A 17,671-nucleotide genomic window follows, 5' to 3' on the forward strand; every position below is an offset into this window, starting at 1 on the left:
TTTAATGTTTAACGTTTAATGTCTAAGTTAATAGTTTCATTATCGCCACACGCTCACAGCCGCGATTCGATCGAGCGCAACATGTACGGTGTTATCATCGCCATGATGCCTGCGCTGCTCGCTTCGTTCTATTTCTTTGGCTTGGGTGCGGTTATCGTTTCCGCTACCAGTGTGGCTGCCTGCTGCTTCTTTGAGTGGGCTATCTGCAAATATATTCTGAAGAGACAACAGAACACCTTGGTCGACGGATCGGCTGTGATTACCGGTCTGCTGCTGGCGTTCAACGTGCCTTCGAACCTGCCCATCTGGATTATCCTGATTGGTGCGCTGTTTGCCATCGGCGTAGCTAAGTTTACGTTCGGTGGTTTGGGTAACAATATCTTTAACCCTGCGTTGGTGGGTCGTGCTGCCTTGCTGGTAGCTTTCCCTGCCCAGATGACCACTTGGCCTAAGATTGGACAGTGGGATACCTATCTCGATGCCGAGACAGGTGCCACACCGCTTTCGATTATCAATTCGGCCATCCGTATGGGCGATGCCTCGTTGCTCGAGCAGTTACCCTCATCATTCGACCTGTTCTTAGGTTCAAGTTCGGGCGGTGCTGGTGCCATGGGCGAGATTTGTGCGTTGGCCCTGCTGTTGGGTCTGGCCTTTATGCTCTATAACCGCATTATCACTTGGCACATTCCTGTATCCATCCTTGGTACTGCGTTTGTGTTCTCAGGTTTGTTGCATCTGGCTAATCCTGTTTATCCTGATCCATTTACCGTGCTGCTTACCGGTGGTATGATGCTGGGTGCCATCTTTATGGCAACCGATTATGTTACCAGTCCTATGACACCAAAGGGTCAGTTGATTTATGGTGTTGCCATCGGATTCCTTACTGTGGTTATCCGTAACTGGGGTGCTTATCCCGAGGGTATGTCGTTCGCCATTCTCATTATGAATGCGTTCACACCGCTCATCAACAATTATGTTAAACCAAAACGTTTCGGGGAAGTTTCGAAATAATGTAAAAATTTAAAAATGAAAAGATTATGAAGAAACTCGAATCGTCATTATTAAATATGGTGCTGGTGCTCACCGGAGTAGCAGTTATCATGGGTGGTATCCTGGCTTTTGTGAACCACCTTACCGAGGGTCCTATTGCCGATCAGAAAGCCAAGGCGCTGGCCGATGGTATCAAGTCGGTGATGTGTGTCGACGACCTGCAGGTAGCTAACACCGATACCGTAAAGCAGACCGATGCCAAGGGCAAGGAGCTGGTTTATGTGATTTATGAAACTAAGGATGCCCAGGGCAAAGATTTGGGTGCTGCTGTTGAATCTACCACTGGTGGATTTGGTGGCAACCTGAAGGTGCTGGTAGGTTTTAATACCGAGGGCCAGATTCTGGGTTACACGCTGTTGGAACATGCCGAAACACCAGGTCTTGGTGCTAAGGCAGATAAGTGGTTCCAGAAAGGCGAGAAGGGCGATATTATCGGTCTTACGCCTGCTCAGCCTCTCACCGTATCGAAGGATGGTGGTAAGGTAGATGCCATTACAGCATCAACTATTACTAGTCGTGCTTTCCTGTTGGCTGTAAACAATGCTTATAACGCTTACAAGGCTGCCCCCATGGATGCAGCTACAGGCGCAACTAAAAAAAGTGAATAGTTTATGAATGCAATACAGATTATAAAAAACGGCATTGTTAAGGAGAACCCTACGTTCGTCCTCATGCTGGGTATGTGTCCTACACTGGCCACTACCACCTCTGCTGCCAACGGTATGTCGATGGGCCTCGCCACAATGGCGGTACTCATCTGTACCAATGTGGTTATCTCGTGCTTAAAATCGGTTACTCCCGATAAGGTACGTATTCCTGTGTTCATTGTAGTGATTGCTGCGTTTGTTACGCTGCTGCAGATGGTTATCAAGGCTTATCTGCCCGATGTCGATGCCTCGTTAGGTTTGTTTATCCCGCTGATTGTGGTTAACTGTATCATCCTGGGTCGTGCTGAGGCTTTTGCCGCAAAGAACTCACCCGTAGCTTCGCTGTTCGATGGTATCGGTATTGGTCTTGGTTTTACACTCGGTCTTACCCTGCTGGGTATGTGTCGCGAGCTGTTAGGCTCAGGTTCAATCTTCGGATTCACCCTGATTCCCGAGACTTATAACATCCTGCTCTTTGTGTTGCCTCCAGGTGCATTTATCACCCTCGGCTTCCTCATCGCCATCGTGAACAAAATTAGGAATTAATGTTCAATGGTCAATGTTCAATGGTCAATAAATAGATTATGGAATATATACTGATTTTCATTAGCGCCATCTTTGTCAACAACATCGTGTTGTCGCAGTTCCTGGGCATCTGTCCGTTCCTTGGCGTTTCAAAAAAGATTGATACCTCGCTGGGTATGTCGGCAGCTGTAGCCTTTGTGCTTACGCTGGCCACCATCGTTACCTGGTTGGTTCAGAAATATGTGCTCGATGCCTTTGGCCTGCAGTATCTGCAGACGATTGCCTTTATCCTGGTGATTGCCTCGCTGGTGCAGATGGTAGAGATTGTGCTCAAAAAGGTGTCGCCAGCCCTCTATCAGGCATTAGGTATTTTCTTGCCCCTGATTACCACCAACTGTGCCGTGCTGGGTGTGGCCATTCTGGTTATCCAGAAGGATTACAACCTGCTGCAGTCGGTAGTCTACGCCTTCTCAACAGCCATCGGCTTTGGTGTAGCTCTTACCGTGTTTGCTGGTATGCGCGAGCAGCTTGAGTTGGTAAAGATTCCTAAGGGCATGCAGGGTATGGCCATCGTCATGCTCTCGGCAGGTTTGCTTAGCCTGGCCTTTATGGGCTTCTCGGGTGTGGATGGCGGACTGAAGATTCTCTTTGGTCTCGACTAAATAGCCGCCTATTGGTAAAAAGAGTCCGAACTATTTTGTAGTTCGGGCTTTTTTTTTTAACTTTGCCCCAAATTTACAGTATTTTAAAGATGAAGATTGGAGATAAAGTAAGATTCCTGAGCGAAGTTGGCGGCGGAAAGGTGGCTGGCTTCCAGGGTAAGAATATAGTGCTTGTTGAGGATGAGGACGGCTTCCAGATGCCGATGCTCATCAACGAGGTGGTAGTGGTAGGCGAGGAGAGCTACGAAACTACCCGTATGGTTGAACAGAAGGCCAAGGCCCGTATGGCTGCCGACGATGACGAGGAGCCCGAGATTGAGCCTGCCGACCGTCCCATTACCTTTAAGCCAAAACCCGAGGAGCGCAAGGGTGGCGACAAGCTGAGTGCATTCCTGGCCTTTGTGCCTATGGATGTAAAGGAACTCTCGCAAACCCGTTTTGAGAGCTATTTGGTTAACGACTCGAACTATTATCTGCGCTATGTGCTGATGACTGCCGAGGGTACAGCCTGGAAGCTGAGAGCCGAGGGCGAGATTGAGCCTAACTGCAAGGAGTTTATCGAGGAGTTCGGTCGTGAGGACCTGAACGATCTTGAGCATCTGTGTGTACAGCTGGTGGCTTACAAGCGCGAAAAACATTTCCTGCTTAAGTCGCCCGTTAATGCCCAGGTGCGTGTAGATACCGTTAAGTTCTACAAGCTGCATGCCTTCCGCGAGAACGACTTCTTCGAGCAGCCCGCACTTATTTACACACTCATTGAGAACGACGTACAAAAAGTAAAACTATGAAATACGGATTTGTAAACGTAGCAGCTGCTGTGCCCACCGTAAAAGTGGCCGATGTAGAGTATAACGTGCAGCAGATTGAGAGCCTGATAGCTCAGGCCGAGGATCGTGGTGTCGAGGTGATGGTGTTTCCCGAGCTTTGCATCACGGGCTATTCGTGTCAGGATCTGTTTAAAGAGCAACTCCTGTTGGATCATGCCGAGGATGGTGTGGTAAAACTGCTTGATTTCACCCGCAAGCTCAACGTTATCGTGATTGTTGGTTTGCCAGTGGTAGTCAACGGTTTGCTGTACAACTGTGCAGCAGTGCTGCAGGGTGGACAGCTGTTGGGCATTGTGCCAAAGGTTTACCTGCCCAACTACGGCGAGTTTTACGAGAAGCGCTGGTTTGCATCGGCTCAGGACCTGAATCCTACCGAGATTTATTTTGCAGGCAGTCCTGTTCATGTTTCAGCCGAGCCGCAGGTGTTTGTTACTGCCGATGGCGTGAAGTTCGGTGTCGAGATCTGCGAGGATGTATGGGCACCCACACCACCAAGCAACAACTTGGCTTTGGCTGGTGCCGATGTGATCTTCAACCTCTCGGCCAGCGACGAACTGATTGGTAAGCATGCTTATCTTAAGTCGCTGCTTGCCCAGCAGAGTGCCCGTATGATTAGCGGTTACGTTTATGCCAGCTGCGGTTTTGGCGAGTCTACCCAGGATGTGGTTTATGGCGGTAATGCTATTATTTTTGAGAATGGCCGACTGCTCGAAGAGGGCGACCGATTCTCGTTGCAGCCACAAATCAAGATGTGTCAGATTGATGTGCAGGCGCTGCATGTTGAGCGTCGCACCAATACCACTTTCATCAATGCACAGCGTAATGCCCACGCTCGCGAAATCGCTTGCAAGGCTACCTGCCAGCGTCCGTTCGAGCTCTTCCGCAATATCGATCCGTATCCCTTCATCCCCAAGAGTGAGGATATGCAGGCATCGTGCGAGGAGATTCTCAATATCCAGGTGATGGGTTTGGTAAAGCGTCTGCACCATATCAATGGTAAAAAGGCTGTTATCGGTATCAGCGGTGGTCTGGATTCTACCTTGGCACTGCTCGTAACCGTTAAGGCTTTCGATAAGTTAGGTCTCGACCGTCAGGGCATCGTGGGTATCACCATGCCTGGTTTCGGTACCACCGACCGTACCTATAACAATGCTCTGAAGCTGATGGAAACCTTGGGTGTTACCATTCGCGAAATCAGTATTGCCGCAGCTGTAACCCAACACTTCAGTGATATCAATCACGATGCCTCGGTTCACGATATCACCTACGAGAACTCGCAGGCCCGCGAGCGCACACAGATTCTGATGGATGTGGCCAACAAGGAGAACGCCATCGTGGTAGGTACAGGCGACCTGTCGGAGTTGGCACTTGGTTGGGCTACCTATAATGGCGACCACATGTCGATGTATGGTGTGAATGCCGGTGTGCCCAAGACTTTGATTCGTTACTTGGTAGGCTACGTAGCAGGAGAAATGGCTACGGATACATTAATGGATATCATCGATACCCCCATTTCGCCCGAGCTGATTCCAGCCGACGAAAACGGCAATATCAAGCAGAAGACCGAGGATCTGGTTGGTCCTTACGAGCTGCACGATTTCTTTATCTATTACTTCCTGCGTTACGGCTTCAGTCCTAAGAAGATTTTCCTGTTGGCCAAGCGTGCCTTCTGCACCGCTACCAGCGAGAAACCAGCCCTTTACGACGAGGAGACCATCAAGAAATGGCTTACCACCTTCTGCCGCCGATTCTTTAATCAGCAGTTCAAGCGTTCGTGCTTGCCCGATGGTCCAAAGGTGGGTAGTGTCAGCTTGTCGCCTCGAGGCGATTGGCGTATGCCAAGCGATGCATCATCCGCCCTTTGGTTGAAAGAATGCGAGTCGTTATAAAAGAAAAATGAGTTAGCTAAACGCTAACTCATTTTCTTTAAGTGTGATATGGATGGTGGCTCCCGGTTCAAGGTCGCCATTCACTATCAGGTCGCTAATGCCATCCTCCAGATAGTTCTGTATAGCGCGCTTTAGCGGACGGGCACCAAACTGCACATCGTAACCCTTGGTGGCCACAAACTCCTTGGCCTCGTCGCTCAGGTCGATGTGATAGCCTATCTGCTCAATACGGTTGTACAGGCTCTTCAGCTCTACATCGATAATACGCTTGATGGCATCCAGATCCAGCTGGTCGAAGGTGATAATCTCATCCAGTCGGTTCAGGAACTCAGGCGAGAACTGCTTCGACAGTGCCTTCTGTACAATGTCGCGTGCATACTGCTTGTCCTTGTCGCTCTTCATCAGTCCCGTCTGTGCCGATGCACCGAAACCTACGCCACGGCCAAAGTCCTTCAGCTGGCGAGTACCTGCATTCGATGTCATGATAATCACCGTGTTGCGGAAATCCACCAGTCGTCCGTTACCATCTGTCATGCGTCCCTCGTCAAGCACCTGCAGCAACAGGTTGAACACGTTGCTGTGAGCTTTCTCAATCTCGTCCAACAGAACAATCGAGTAGGGGTGGCGGCGCACGCGCTCTGTCAGCTGTCCGCCCTCGCCGTAACCTACGTATCCCGGAGGTGCACCAATCAGTCGCGAGGTGTTAAAGCTCTCGGTATATTCGCTCATGTCGATACGAATCAGCGCCTCGCTGCTGCCAAACATAAACTCGGCCAGCTTCTTGGCCAGGTAGGTTTTTCCCACACCTGTAGGACCTAAGAACATAAACACGCCGATAGGGTGGTTGGGCTCCTTCAGTCCTACACGGTTGCGCTGGATGGCCTTTACCATCTTGTCGATAGCGGCATCCTGGGCTATCACGGCGTTCTTCAGCTCTACGGCCATACCCTTCAGGCGTACCCCCTCCTGTTCGGCCATGCGCTGTACGGGCACACCCGTCATCATCGAAACCACCTCGGCCACCTGGTCGGCATCTACCACCAGTCGCTCTTCGCCCTCGCCGTTGCTCCAGCGGTCGTTCAGCTCCTTCAACTCCTTGGTAAGGGTTGTCTCGCGGTCGCGATAACCGGCTGCCAGCTCGTAGTTCTGGTTCTTCACCGCTTTCTGCTTCTTTTCGCGGGCATCGGCCAGCTCCTTCTCCTTCTCAATAATCTCGGGTGGAATCTGTGCGTTGCCTAAGTGTACCTTCGAACCAGTCTCGTCCAGCGCGTCGATGGCCTTATCTGGCATAAAGCGGTCGGTAATGTATCGGTCTGTCAATTTGACACAGGCCTCGAGTGCCGCGTCAGTATATGTCACGTGGTGGTGCTGCTCGTAGCGGTCCTTGATGTTACGCAGAATCTGCAGCGTCTCCTCGTTGGTGGTAGCCTCTACCTGTACCTTCTGGAATCGGCGCTCCAAGGCACCGTCCTTCTCAATGCTCTCGCGATACTCATCCAGCGTGGTAGCACCAATGCACTGTATGGTGCCGCGTGCCAAGGCAGGTTTCATAATGTTGGCAGCATCCATACTGCCAGGGGTAGAACCTGCACCGATGATGGTGTGTATCTCGTCGATGAATACAATCACGTCGGGGTTAGCCTCCAGCTCCTTCATCAGGGCTTTCAGGCGCTCCTCAAACTGTCCGCGATACTTGGTGCCTGCCACAACGCCTGTCATATCCAGCGTAAAAATGCGCTTTCCAAACAGCATTGGACTGCAGTGGTGGGCCTCAATCATCTGTGCCAGTCCCTCTACAATGGCGCTCTTACCTACACCAGGCTCGCCAATCAGTATGGGGTTGTTCTTCTTGCGGCGACCCAGAATCTCTACAATACGCTGTATCTCGCGCTCGCGACCCACACAGGGATCCAACTTACCATCAGCAGCGGCCTTTGTCAGGTCGGTACCAAAGCTGTCGAGTACAGGTGTCTTCGAGGCGGGCTTCTTCTGGGCGGTGGTGCTCTGACTGTTGGCATTGCTGTTAGCGCTCTTACCGCCGGTCATCTCAAACTCCTCTTCCTCCTCGTCGGGCAGTCCTATGCCGTTGCTCACGTTATTACTTACGTTTGTGTTCTTCGGCGCAAACAGTATGGCTGCAGCGTCGTCGTATGTCACATCGTTCATTTCTAAAACTTGTTTTGCCCCGTTGTTAGCCAAGTCGTGCAGTATGGCCAGCAGCAGGTGTTGTTCGTCTATCTTATTGGCTCTCTGTATGCGTGCCTCCAGTACAGCCAGTCGCAGTACGTTGCTGGCCTTCTCGTTCAGCACCAGGTCGGTAGTGTGTATGGGCTGACCGATTTCGTCCTCCCTTACGCGCATTTCCAGTTCAGTCTTTACCGCCTGCATATTCAGGTTCAGCCTGTTAAACAGGTCGATAACCGGACCCTCATTACTGCGCAGAATGCCAAGCAGCAGGTGTTCGGGACCCACCGATCGGCTAGCCAGTCGAGCTGCCTCTTCACGCGAGAAAGCCAGTATTTCTGATAGTTTTGGCGAAAATTGTGTCGTCATCTATGTCTGTTTCTAATTGTTATTAATATACCTTATATTATATATCTTTTGCAAAGATACAACAAATCTTGCAAACATCGTGCCATAAAAAGCTAATTTTTTACCATAAAATAGCTTAAAAGGTTTGGTGGGTCGCAAAAAAATAATTACCTTTGCACGGTTAAAAACGCGTCAGAGGGCTTAAAAATGCCCTTAAACGCAAAAATGGTAAAATTGTACATAGTCAAATAGTAAAATAAAAAGATGGATCAAACATTCGACAACGACAGAATTATTAAGATCAACATCGAAGAAGAGATGAAATCGAGCTATATCGATTACTCTATGTCAGTAATCGTGGCCCGTGCCCTTCCCGATGTTCGTGATGGCTTCAAGCCTGTTCATCGTCGTATCCTTTACGGTATGATGAACATTAATAACGTTTCTACCCAGCCTTATAAGAAGTGTGCCCGCGTAGTAGGTGAGGTGCTTGGTAAGTACCACCCACACGGCGACTCTTCAGTATATGGTGCCCTGGTACGTATGGCCCAGGATTGGAACATGCGTTACACCTTGGTTGACGGTCAGGGTAACTTCGGTTCGGTGGATGGCGACTCACCTGCTGCCATGCGTTACACCGAGTGCCGCCTCTCAAAGATGGGTGAGCACATTATGGACGACCTGGATAAGGAAACCGTAGATATGGCGCCTAACTTCGACGACTCGCTCGAGGAGCCAACTGTTATGCCTACCAAGATTCCTAATCTGCTGGTTAACGGTGGTAACGGTATTGCCGTAGGTATGGCTACCAATATGCCTACCCACAACCTGGGCGAGGTAATCGATGGTTGCTGCGCTTATATCGACAATCCTGATATCGATACCGAAGGCCTGATGCAGTATATCCCAGGTCCCGACTTCCCAACAGGTGCTTATATCTATGGCCTGCAGGGCGTGAAGGATGCCTATGAAACAGGTCGCGGACGTATCGTAATGCGTGCCAAGGCCGAGATTGAGAGCGGCGACACACACGATAAGATTGTGGTAACCGAGATTCCTTACGGTGTAAACAAGGCCGACCTGGTAGCTTACATTGCCGACTTGGCTAATCAGCACAAGATCGAGGGTGTGGCAAATGTTAACGATGAGTCGGGCCGTCAGGGTATGCGTATCGTTGTGGATTGCAAGCGCGATGCCAACGCCAACGTACTGCTCAACAAGCTGTTTAAGATGACAGCCCTTCAGAGCTCATTCTCAGTTAATAACATCGCTCTGGTAAAGGGTCGCCCACGCCTGCTTTCGCTCAAGGAGTGTGTCAAGTACTTCGTTGAGCACCGTCACGACGTAACCATCCGCCGTACCAAGTACGATCTGCGCAAGGCTCAGGAGCGTGCCCACATCTTGGAGGGCTTGATCATCGCCGTTAACAATATCGACGAGGTTGTACATATTATTCGTAACAGTAAGACTCCTACCGACGCTCAGCGTAACTTGGAGGCCCGTTTCGAACTCGACGAGCTGCAGAGTAAGGCTATCGTCGACATGCGTCTGGCTCAGCTCACTGGTCTGCGTGTTGATCAGCTCCACCAGGAGTTCGACGACTTGCAGAAGCTTATTGCCGAGTTGCAGGAGATTCTGGATAACCCCGAGCGTTGTAAGGAGGTGATGAAGGCCGACCTGCAGGAGGTGAAGGAGAAGTATGGCGACGAGCGTCGTACCGAGATTATTCCTTTCGACCACGAGTTCAATGCCGAGGACTTCTATCCCGACGATCCAGTGGTTATCACCATCTCGCACATGGGTTACATCAAGCGCACCCCACTGTCAGAGTTCCACGAGCAGGGTCGTGGCGGTATGGGATCAAAGGCAGCCCGTCATCGCGACAACGACTTCACCGAGTATATCTATCCTGCCACCATGCACAACACGCTGCTGTTCTTCACACAGAAGGGTCGTTGCTACTGGCAGAAGTGTTACGAGATTCCTGAGGGCGATAAGAACTCAAAGGGTCGCGCTATCCAGAATATGCTGAATATCGAGCCCGATGATGCCATCAACGCCGTTCTGCGTATCAAGAACTTCAACGATACCGAGTTCCTTAACTCGCACTACGTGGTATTCGCTACCAAGCAGGGTATCATCAAGAAGACCTGTCTCGAGGCTTACTCACGTCCACGTGCCAACGGTGTGATTGCTATCAACATCAACGAGGGCGACCAGGTAGTAGGCGTTCGCCTCACCAACGGTCACAACGAGCTGTTGCTGGCTAACCGTAACGGTCGTGCCGTACGTTTCGACGAGAACGATGTGCGCGTCATGGGTCGTGTATCTACCGGTGTAATCGGTATGCGTCTCGACGGTGGCGACGACGAGGTTGTAGGTATGGTTTGCGTCAACGATCCTAACACCGAGACTATCATGGTAGTTTCTGAGAACGGTTATGGTAAGCGTTCTGAGGTTGAGGATTACCGTAAGACCTCACGTGGTGCCAAGGGTGTTAAGACCCTCTCAATCACCGAGAAGACCGGTCGCCTGGTAGCCATCAAGGTGGTAACCGACGAGAACGACCTGATGATTATTAATAAGAGTGGTGTACTGATTCGCCTGAAGGTGGCCGATGTTCGTGTCATGGGCCGTGCCACACAGGGTGTTCGTCTCATCAACCTCACCAAGAAGAACGATAGCATCGCTTCGGTATGTAAGGTAATGCACTCGCAGGCCGAGGACGAAGATATCGAGGAGGCAGAGATCGACGCTGAGGCAGCTCAGGCTGCTGAGGCCCCCGAGACCGAGAATAAGGATTAAACTATCCGCTCAAGTAAACGTCAAAAAATAAATTTTAGTAACAATAAGTTCAACCAATTTTAAAAGCTTATGAAAAAATTAATCATGATGGCATGTGTGCTGGTAGCTAGCTCTACCGCATTTGCCGGCGACAGTGACGCTTTGAAGGCTATCCTCAAGGCAAAGACTTATGCAGAAGCTGAGACACTCGTAAAGAGCAGCCTTGGTTCTCTGGCTAACGATGCCGAGAAGGCAAAGGCCTACAACAAGCTTGTTGACCTTGCCCTGAACGACTTTAATGCTCAGAGCGCTATCCAGACCGAGAATCAGGTAAACAAGCAGATGGGTAAGGAAGAGAAGCCCGTTGATATGAAACTGATGAACGAGATGGCCTATGCCGCTCTCGTAGCAGGTATCGAGTGCGACAAGTTCGACCAGATGCCTAACGAGAAGGGTAAGGTAGCTCCTAAGTTTGCTGCTAAGAATGCTCAGCGCCTGTGGACTGCTCCACGTAACACTCTGGTTAACGCTGGTCAGGACGCTCTTACCGCTAAGGATAACGCCTCAGCTCGTAAGTACTGGCAGCTGTTCACCGAGAGCGACGCCGCTCCTATGTTCAAGGATTGCGACCGCGAGCAGCAGAAGCCTTTCTTCGGTCAGGTAGCTCGTTTCGCTTCAATCTTCGCTTATCAGGACAAGGATATGGCTAAGGCTCTTGAGTTGGCTGATGTAGCTATGAAGGATCCCGAGGAGTACGAGAATGCTCTCAACCTCAAGCTCGAGATTCTGGGCGACGGTCTGAAGACTAAGGACGACTCTGTTAAGTATGCTGCCAACCTGAAGGGCATCTATGCCGAGCACAAGGTCGACGGTGTAATGGAGAAGCTGTACAACACCCTGCTGGGTCTCGGTCAGACCGACGAGGCTAACAAGATCCTCGACGACGCTCTTGCCGCTAATCCTAACAACTTTGTAGCCCTCGCCGATAAGGGTCTGGCACTGCTCCAGGCTAACAAGGCCGAGGAGGCTGTTCCTTACCTCCAGAAGGCATTCGAGGTTAAGCCCGACAACGCTATCATCGCTACCTACGCAGGTACAGGTTACAGCGTACAGGCTCAGAACATCGAGGATCCTGCTAAGAAGAAGGAGCTGTACAAGAAGGCTATCGAGCTGTTCGACAAGGCTAAGGAGCTCGACCCCGACATGCTGCAGGCTAAGTGGGGTTACAACCGCTACAATGCATACTACAACTACTATGGTGCTGACGCTCCTGAGACCAAGAAGGCCGAGGAAGAGTCACGCTAATCTGCAATCAAGTATATAAACCCAATCAGCCGAGGAAAAACTCCTCGGCTGATTTCTTTTTATATATGCAATCGTTTTTAGAGACGCTCACAAATATTGGGTGTCAGTATGAGCTTGCAGACGAAGAGGGCGATGATCGCATCTTCTTTGCCTATCAGGGCGAGCATTTCTTTGTGGAAGCCCGAAACAATTTGCGTTTTATCCAGATATACGATACGCATTGGGGACATGTAGAACTATACGATGTTGAAGAGTTTGCACGATTAAAGAAAGCTATCAATGGTGCAAATCTTAACAATACCGTTACAACGGTTTATACCATCGACGAGGAGGCCAAGACCGTGGATGTGCATAGCAAATCTATCATTCTCTTCATTCCCCAGATTCCCGATATCGGCGACTATTTGCGCTTGGAGTTAAACGAGTTTTTTGGCGCCCATCGCTTTGTGGGTAACGAGATGGCTAAGCTGAGAGAACAAGAAGGTACCGAAAAAATCCCTCAGGCTTCGTGTTGAAACCTGAGGGTGATAGGATAGAGCCTACTGCAGTATGCGTGGCGGGCCGCGCAAGTGCAGGTCCTTGGCTATCTACATGGCGCCCATGCCGCTCGGCTATGCCGCTTGGCTTGTCCAAGAACTTGTGGCGCTTCGGGGCTAAGCCCCGATGCACGATGTCGCGCCCAGGGCCGTTACAATCGCTGTAGCGATACTGGCAATCATCTGTACGATAAACTTTAATGTTTCTTTCTTAGTCATAACTTCTTAGTTTTTTCATTCTTACATTTTTTCATTTTTACATTGGTAGAGTAGGGTGGGGCTTGCGCCCCCAACCCTTAGTCTCCGATAGGCTCGTGGCTTCCACCACCGCTATTGCCACCGCCGCTATTTCCGCCGCCTCCGGTGTTTCCACCGGTATTACCGCCCTGGCTACCACCACCGCCACTGTTGCTTGGTTTATCCTCTTCCTCGGTCAGCTGTCCTGCAAATGTCTCTGCATTCACAAACTCTGCCTTCTTGATAAACTCTCTACTCGAGATGTTGGTCTCAGCCTCCTGGTCGGGTAGGAATCTAATGTGCAGGGCCTTCAGGTTCTTGGCTGGCGAGAAATCCTCCTTCTTCAGGGCTCCACCTTTCTCGTTCTCGATGGTGGTGAAGAAGATGCCCAGACCGTCGATCTTTACTCGTTTCGAGTTCAGGAGCATTTCCAGCAGACAGCTTCTGAATTTCTCCAGCACTCCGAATACCACGTCTGGGGTGTAGATGCTTCCGTGTTCCGAGATGTGGTTGGCCATCTTGCGGGTGTTCAGTGTTTCGATGGTTTTTCCGTGGGCAAACCACTTACCGTAAATCTTCGAGTTCTTGATGTTGTTCTGCTTCAACAGATAAAAAATCTTTGCCATAATGTTGTGTGTTTTAATTTTAAAATGGTTAATAACTAAGTGTTGTTTGTGTCTCTCAAAAGTTGTGCGCGCTTTGTTTTTGATTAACGATGCAAAGGTACAAAAAATATTTCAAACTACCAAATATTTTAACCACTTTTTTAATCAAAAAGCAAAAATATTTTGGTTATCTATTCCGTACGCCAAGAACCGTAATTTTATCGCCTCAAAAATTACGGATTTTGCTCAAATAAGTACAACCTCGTCTCCTATGCTTACCTCCACACCGCACGCCGCACGCCGCAACTTTTCCGTACTTCACACTCGCAGCATCTTATCTTTAGAATATTATATATTATTATATATATTATAATATATATAATAATATATAATATTTATAATACTAATTAATTTACCTCCATCACCGCACCCCTCCACACCGCAAAACCAAAAAGTTGCGGCGTGCGGCGTGCGGTGTGATGCTATCACCACTACATGCATTTTAGCGGAGTTTAGAGGTCCGTTTTTTGCATTTTAGCGGAGTTTACAAGCCTAAGCCAATAACAAATGTTAGGTTTATTCGTAAAAATGAGAGAAAGTTGGCGTAAAAGATGTCACCAATGATGTCACCAAAGATGTCACCAATGATGTCGGAAAAGATGTCGGAAAAGAACTATCTGAGCGTCAGATAGTTATACTGAAAATGGTATCTTTTAATTCCAGAATTTCAGCAAAGGCCATTTCGGAAAAGATTTCGGAAAAGATTTCGGAAAAGATTTCGGAAAAGATTTCGGAAAAGATTTCGGAAAAGATTTCGGAAAAGACCTCTATAACAGATAGAACAATCGAAAATGATTTGGCAAAGCTGAAAAAGTTGGGTATCCTTACTCGAAAAGGTGGTCGCAAGGATGGCGAATGGGTACTAACAGATTTAGGTAAATCGGTATTTGATAAGCTTACATAATAAGACACCATAAAGGTGTCTTTTTTGTTGCAAATTGCATTTTTTATCCCCATTCTTGTATTTTAGCGGAGTTTTATTATTCATACAGCAATCATAGGGACTCGACAGTACCTTTTAACCCCATCTTTTCCCATTCATCAGCCATACGTCGTTCAACGTTCCGCCTGATTTCAAGCGAACGCTTAATGCGCGCTAATGCTTCCTCGTACGTAACCTTCTTTATTCCCATTTTTCTCTAAATACTTATTCTTTGTAGCAAATATAGGATTGTTTTTATTTTATTCCAAATATTTTGGGACTTTTTTGATGTATACTGCATTTTTTTAGCCCCATTCTTGTGTTTTCCCAAAACTTTTTGTACCTTTGCCATCAAGTACTGGCTAATCGTCGTAACCCGACGCTGCTACGGCAGAGGTGTCTTGGAACGTAAATTCCTCAGTCACAGAGCCTCAGAGGAGGTGCCGGTATGATTTTTGAGGGTAAAATAACATAGCGTTTGTGCTATATTCGGTGATGTCCAAGAACCTAGGAAATTCAATAGACGTCCATAATACGAATAAGTACCAGCGTCTACGCTTTTGGCGTGGACTGGACTTATCATTGTGGATGGGTTTTCCTAGGACCTTTGGACATCGATAGGCGCCAATCCGCGCTTTTTCGTGTCCTTAGGTCCTAGTGCATAGAACCCATTATCATCCGAACAGAGTCCATTCGCTCTAAAGCCAACATTCTGATGGAGTTGATAAACAATGTCAAAAAAACGCTGCGTGATGATTTTATGCAGCAAATAAAGGCAGGAAGCCGTTTGTCTATAGCGGCCTCTTGTTTCTCCATCTATGCCTTTCAGGAACTGAAAGAGGCACTCAAAGATATTAAAGAACTGCGTTTTATCTTTACTTCGCCGACATTTACGGCTGAGAAAACACCTAAGCAACAGCGTGAATTCTATATCCCACGATTAGACCGAGAGCGAACACTCTATGGTTCAGAGTTTGAAGTGAAGCTTCGCAATGAGCTCACTCAGAAAGCTATAGCCCGTGAATGTGCAGAGTGGATTCGACAGAAGGTGTGTTTCAAGTCTAACCGCAACAATGATGACATGAATGGTTTTATCCACCTAGATGATGTCAGCTATTATCCTGTTAAAGGTTTTACTACTGTTGAACTTGGTTGTGAAAAAGGTAATAATGCCTTTACAATGATTCAGAAAAACTATGCTCCTGAGTCAACGGCTTTCTTAGATATATTCAACCAACTATGGAATGACAGCAGTCGCCTTCAGGTTGTAACCGAAGAGGTGATTGACAGTATTAGCAATGCCTATAAGGAGAATGCACCTGAGTTCCTATATTTCGTGGCGCTCTATAATATTTTCAACGAGTTCTTAGAAGATATCAGCGAGGACGAACTGCCCAAAGAAGCTACAGGTTTTAAGAATTCTGCAATCTGGAACAAACTCTACAATTTCCAGCGTGATGCCGCTTTGGCAATTATCAATAAGTTGGAGAAGTATAATGGTTGCATTCTAGCCGATAGCGTAGGTCTTGGAAAGACGTTTACAGCTCTGAGTGTTATCAAGTATTTCGAGAGTCGCAATCGCACCGTTTTGGTGCTCTGTCCCAAGAAACTTTTTGAGAACTGGAACACTTATCGCCAGAACTATGTCAACAATCCGCTGGCTAAGGATCGTTTGAATTATGATGTACTTTATCATACTGACCTCAGTCGTGAAAGTGGCTATAGCAACGACCTTGATTTGGAGCGTGTTAATTGGGGAAACTATGATTTGGTGGTGATTGACGAAAGCCACAACTTCCGTAATGGTGGAAAGGTTTCTACCGATGAAAATGGTGAGAATCCTCGCGAAAATCGCTATCTGCGCCTGATGAACAAGGTGATTCGTGCAGGCGTGAAGACCAAGGTACTGATGCTTTCTGCAACACCAGTCAACAATCGCTTCAACGATTTGAAAAATCAGTTGCAGTTGGCCTATGAGGGAAAGGCTGATGACTTCAACGAATTATTACCCACCGAGCGTGGTATTGATGATGTTTTCCGTCAGGCACAAGCAGCCTATAATCTATGGTCAAACTTCTCACCCGAGGAGCGCACTACTGAGCGCCTGCTGGGAATGCTCAGCTTCGATTTCTTTAAACTTCTGGATGCTGTCACCATTGCCCGCAGTCGTAAGCATATCCAGCAGTATTATGATACGACAGATATTGGCACCTTCCCTGAGCGTTTGAAACCTATCTCTCGTCAGCCCCATCTGACTGACCTTGATACGGCTATCAACTACAACGAGATTTTCGAGCAGTTACAATCGCTCCGATTGGCCATCTACGCACCCTCTGCTTTTATCCTAGATAGTCAGCTCTATAAATATAAAGAGGAGGAAAGTACTACAGGTCACCGACTGAGTATCGAGGAGCGCGAGCAGGGTATTCAACGCCTGATGAACATCCAGTTGCTGAAGCGCCTGGAGTCGAGTGTTAACTCGTTTCGCCTTACTTTGGAACGTATACGTGATTACATGAAGGAAACACTCGATGCCATCGCACGCTACCAAAGTGGTGACAAACGCATTTCTGTTGACGACTACGAAGATGTGGATGGCGACGAGGATGAGCAGGACTTCATGATTGGTAAGAAGAAAAACCGTATTCTCTTAGAGGATATGGACTACATATCATGGCAACGTGAAATCAAGGAAGACCTTGATGTCATTAGTCTGTTGCTGACGATGCTGGAGAGTATCACACCCGAGCACGACTCAAAACTGCAACAGCTCATTGCAGATTTGCAGCATAAGTTTGCCCATCCTATCAACGGCGACAATAAGAAGGTGATTATCTTCACAGCTTTCTCAGATACAGCTCTCTATCTTTACGATTGCTTGGCAGACAAGATCAAATCTAAATATGGTTTGAATGTGGCTCTGGTTACAGGTGATGTAGAAGCAAGGAGTACGCTTAAGTTGAAGGAAAAACTCGATTTCAATAAGGTGCTAACACTCTTCTCGCCTATATCCAAAGAGCGTGCAGCCATCTATCCCCATTTACATGAGGATATCGATGTGCTGATAGCTACCGACTGTATCAGTGAGGG

Annotated in this window: 14 protein-coding genes; 11 read left to right on the forward strand and 3 right to left on the reverse strand. The window is 48.4% G+C overall.

What is annotated here, in order from left to right; all coding sequences use genetic code 11:
- Positions 1-18 precede the first annotated feature (18 nt).
- The 6 genes from T499_RS0100430 (at position 19) to T499_RS0100455 (ending at position 5,600) form a co-directional block, all read left to right on the forward strand.
- Positions 19-1,011 carry an RnfABCDGE type electron transport complex subunit D gene (locus T499_RS0100430; protein WP_033149325.1) on the forward strand — a complete coding sequence of 331 codons (993 nt, stop codon included), beginning with the start codon at positions 19-21 and terminating at the stop codon, positions 1,009-1,011.
- 26 nt (positions 1,012-1,037) lie between these two features.
- Positions 1,038-1,658 carry an RnfABCDGE type electron transport complex subunit G gene (locus T499_RS0100435; protein WP_033149326.1) on the forward strand — a complete coding sequence of 207 codons (621 nt, stop codon included), beginning with the start codon at positions 1,038-1,040 and terminating at the stop codon, positions 1,656-1,658.
- A gap of 3 nt (positions 1,659-1,661) precedes the next feature.
- Entirely contained in the window at positions 1,662-2,243 is a 582-nt protein-coding gene (rsxE, locus tag T499_RS0100440; protein WP_033149327.1) for an electron transport complex subunit RsxE, read from the forward strand.
- A 38-nt stretch (positions 2,244-2,281) separates the two neighbouring features.
- Complete coding sequence (gene rsxA / locus T499_RS0100445) at positions 2,282-2,884, forward strand: electron transport complex subunit RsxA (protein WP_033149328.1); 603 nt, start codon at positions 2,282-2,284, stop codon at positions 2,882-2,884.
- 89 nt (positions 2,885-2,973) lie between these two features.
- On the forward strand, positions 2,974-3,672 hold the full coding sequence (locus T499_RS0100450) for a DUF2027 domain-containing protein (protein WP_013065031.1): 699 nt from the start codon (positions 2,974-2,976) through the stop codon (positions 3,670-3,672).
- Positions 3,669-5,600, forward strand: coding sequence for an NAD(+) synthase (locus T499_RS0100455; protein WP_033149329.1), 1,932 nt, complete (start codon positions 3,669-3,671; stop codon positions 5,598-5,600). Before T499_RS0100450 ends, T499_RS0100455 begins: the two co-directional genes overlap by 4 nt.
- Positions 5,601-5,612: 12 nt before the next feature.
- Here the strand turns inward: T499_RS0100455 and T499_RS0100460 are convergent, their stop codons facing one another.
- Positions 5,613-8,153, reverse strand: coding sequence for an ATP-dependent Clp protease ATP-binding subunit (locus T499_RS0100460; RefSeq protein WP_033149330.1), 2,541 nt, complete (start codon positions 8,151-8,153; stop codon positions 5,613-5,615).
- Positions 8,154-8,396: 243 nt separating this feature from the next.
- Between T499_RS0100460 and gyrA the strand changes: the two genes are divergently transcribed.
- The 3 genes from gyrA to T499_RS13975 all read left to right on the forward strand — a co-directional run bounded on the left by gyrA (position 8,397) and on the right by T499_RS13975 (position 12,736).
- Positions 8,397-10,937 carry a DNA gyrase subunit A gene (gyrA, locus tag T499_RS0100465; RefSeq protein WP_033149331.1) on the forward strand — a complete coding sequence of 847 codons (2,541 nt, stop codon included), beginning with the start codon at positions 8,397-8,399 and terminating at the stop codon, positions 10,935-10,937.
- 69 nt (positions 10,938-11,006) lie between these two features.
- A complete protein-coding gene (locus tag T499_RS0100470; protein WP_033149332.1) occupies positions 11,007-12,221 on the forward strand; it encodes a tetratricopeptide repeat protein in 1,215 nt (404 codons plus the stop codon).
- 65 nt (positions 12,222-12,286) lie between these two features.
- A complete protein-coding gene (locus T499_RS13975; protein ID WP_052173238.1) occupies positions 12,287-12,736 on the forward strand; it encodes a hypothetical protein in 450 nt (149 codons plus the stop codon).
- Between the two features lie 138 nt (positions 12,737-12,874).
- Here the strand turns inward: T499_RS13975 and T499_RS14540 are convergent, their stop codons facing one another.
- Together T499_RS14540 and T499_RS13980 are read right to left on the reverse strand one after the other, a co-directional pair.
- Positions 12,875-12,976, reverse strand: a complete 102-nt coding sequence (locus T499_RS14540) for a smalltalk protein (RefSeq protein WP_013065470.1) — start codon at positions 12,974-12,976, stop codon at positions 12,875-12,877.
- A gap of 77 nt (positions 12,977-13,053) precedes the next feature.
- The gene (locus tag T499_RS13980; protein WP_052173240.1) at positions 13,054-13,620 is read right to left on the reverse strand and encodes an HU family DNA-binding protein; all 567 of its coding nucleotides are present in this window, start codon (positions 13,618-13,620) and stop codon (positions 13,054-13,056) included.
- Between the two features lie 682 nt (positions 13,621-14,302).
- Between T499_RS13980 and T499_RS15040 the strand changes: the two genes are divergently transcribed.
- Together T499_RS15040 and T499_RS0100495 are read left to right on the forward strand one after the other, a co-directional pair.
- The gene (locus T499_RS15040; protein ID WP_033149334.1) at positions 14,303-14,563 is read left to right on the forward strand and encodes an HTH domain-containing protein; all 261 of its coding nucleotides are present in this window, start codon (positions 14,303-14,305) and stop codon (positions 14,561-14,563) included.
- A 733-nt stretch (positions 14,564-15,296) separates the two neighbouring features.
- The coding region (locus T499_RS0100495) for an SNF2-related protein (RefSeq protein WP_033149335.1) at positions 15,297-17,671 on the forward strand (2,375 nt) is incomplete at its 3' end.

The organism is Prevotella sp. RM4, assembly GCF_000701965.1.
Taxonomy (GTDB): domain Bacteria; phylum Bacteroidota; class Bacteroidia; order Bacteroidales; family Bacteroidaceae; genus Prevotella; species Prevotella ruminicola.

Coding starts and splice junctions, on each gene's coding strand:
- T499_RS0100430 (WP_033149325.1), top strand. CDS start 19: ATGTCTAAGTTAATAGTTTCATTATCGCCACACGCTCACAGCCGCGAT.
- T499_RS0100435 (WP_033149326.1), top strand. CDS start 1,038: ATGAAGAAACTCGAATCGTCATTATTAAATATGGTGCTGGTGCTCACC.
- rsxE (WP_033149327.1), top strand. CDS start 1,662: ATGAATGCAATACAGATTATAAAAAACGGCATTGTTAAGGAGAACCCT.
- rsxA (WP_033149328.1), top strand. CDS start 2,282: ATGGAATATATACTGATTTTCATTAGCGCCATCTTTGTCAACAACATC.
- T499_RS0100450 (WP_013065031.1), top strand. CDS start 2,974: ATGAAGATTGGAGATAAAGTAAGATTCCTGAGCGAAGTTGGCGGCGGA.
- T499_RS0100455 (WP_033149329.1), top strand. CDS start 3,669: ATGAAATACGGATTTGTAAACGTAGCAGCTGCTGTGCCCACCGTAAAA.
- T499_RS0100460 (WP_033149330.1), bottom strand. CDS start 8,153: ATGACGACACAATTTTCGCCAAAACTATCAGAAATACTGGCTTTCTCG.
- gyrA (WP_033149331.1), top strand. CDS start 8,397: ATGGATCAAACATTCGACAACGACAGAATTATTAAGATCAACATCGAA.
- T499_RS0100470 (WP_033149332.1), top strand. CDS start 11,007: ATGAAAAAATTAATCATGATGGCATGTGTGCTGGTAGCTAGCTCTACC.
- T499_RS13975 (WP_052173238.1), top strand. CDS start 12,287: ATGCAATCGTTTTTAGAGACGCTCACAAATATTGGGTGTCAGTATGAG.
- T499_RS14540 (WP_013065470.1), bottom strand. CDS start 12,976: ATGACTAAGAAAGAAACATTAAAGTTTATCGTACAGATGATTGCCAGT.
- T499_RS13980 (WP_052173240.1), bottom strand. CDS start 13,620: ATGGCAAAGATTTTTTATCTGTTGAAGCAGAACAACATCAAGAACTCG.
- T499_RS15040 (WP_033149334.1), top strand. CDS start 14,303: ATGGTATCTTTTAATTCCAGAATTTCAGCAAAGGCCATTTCGGAAAAG.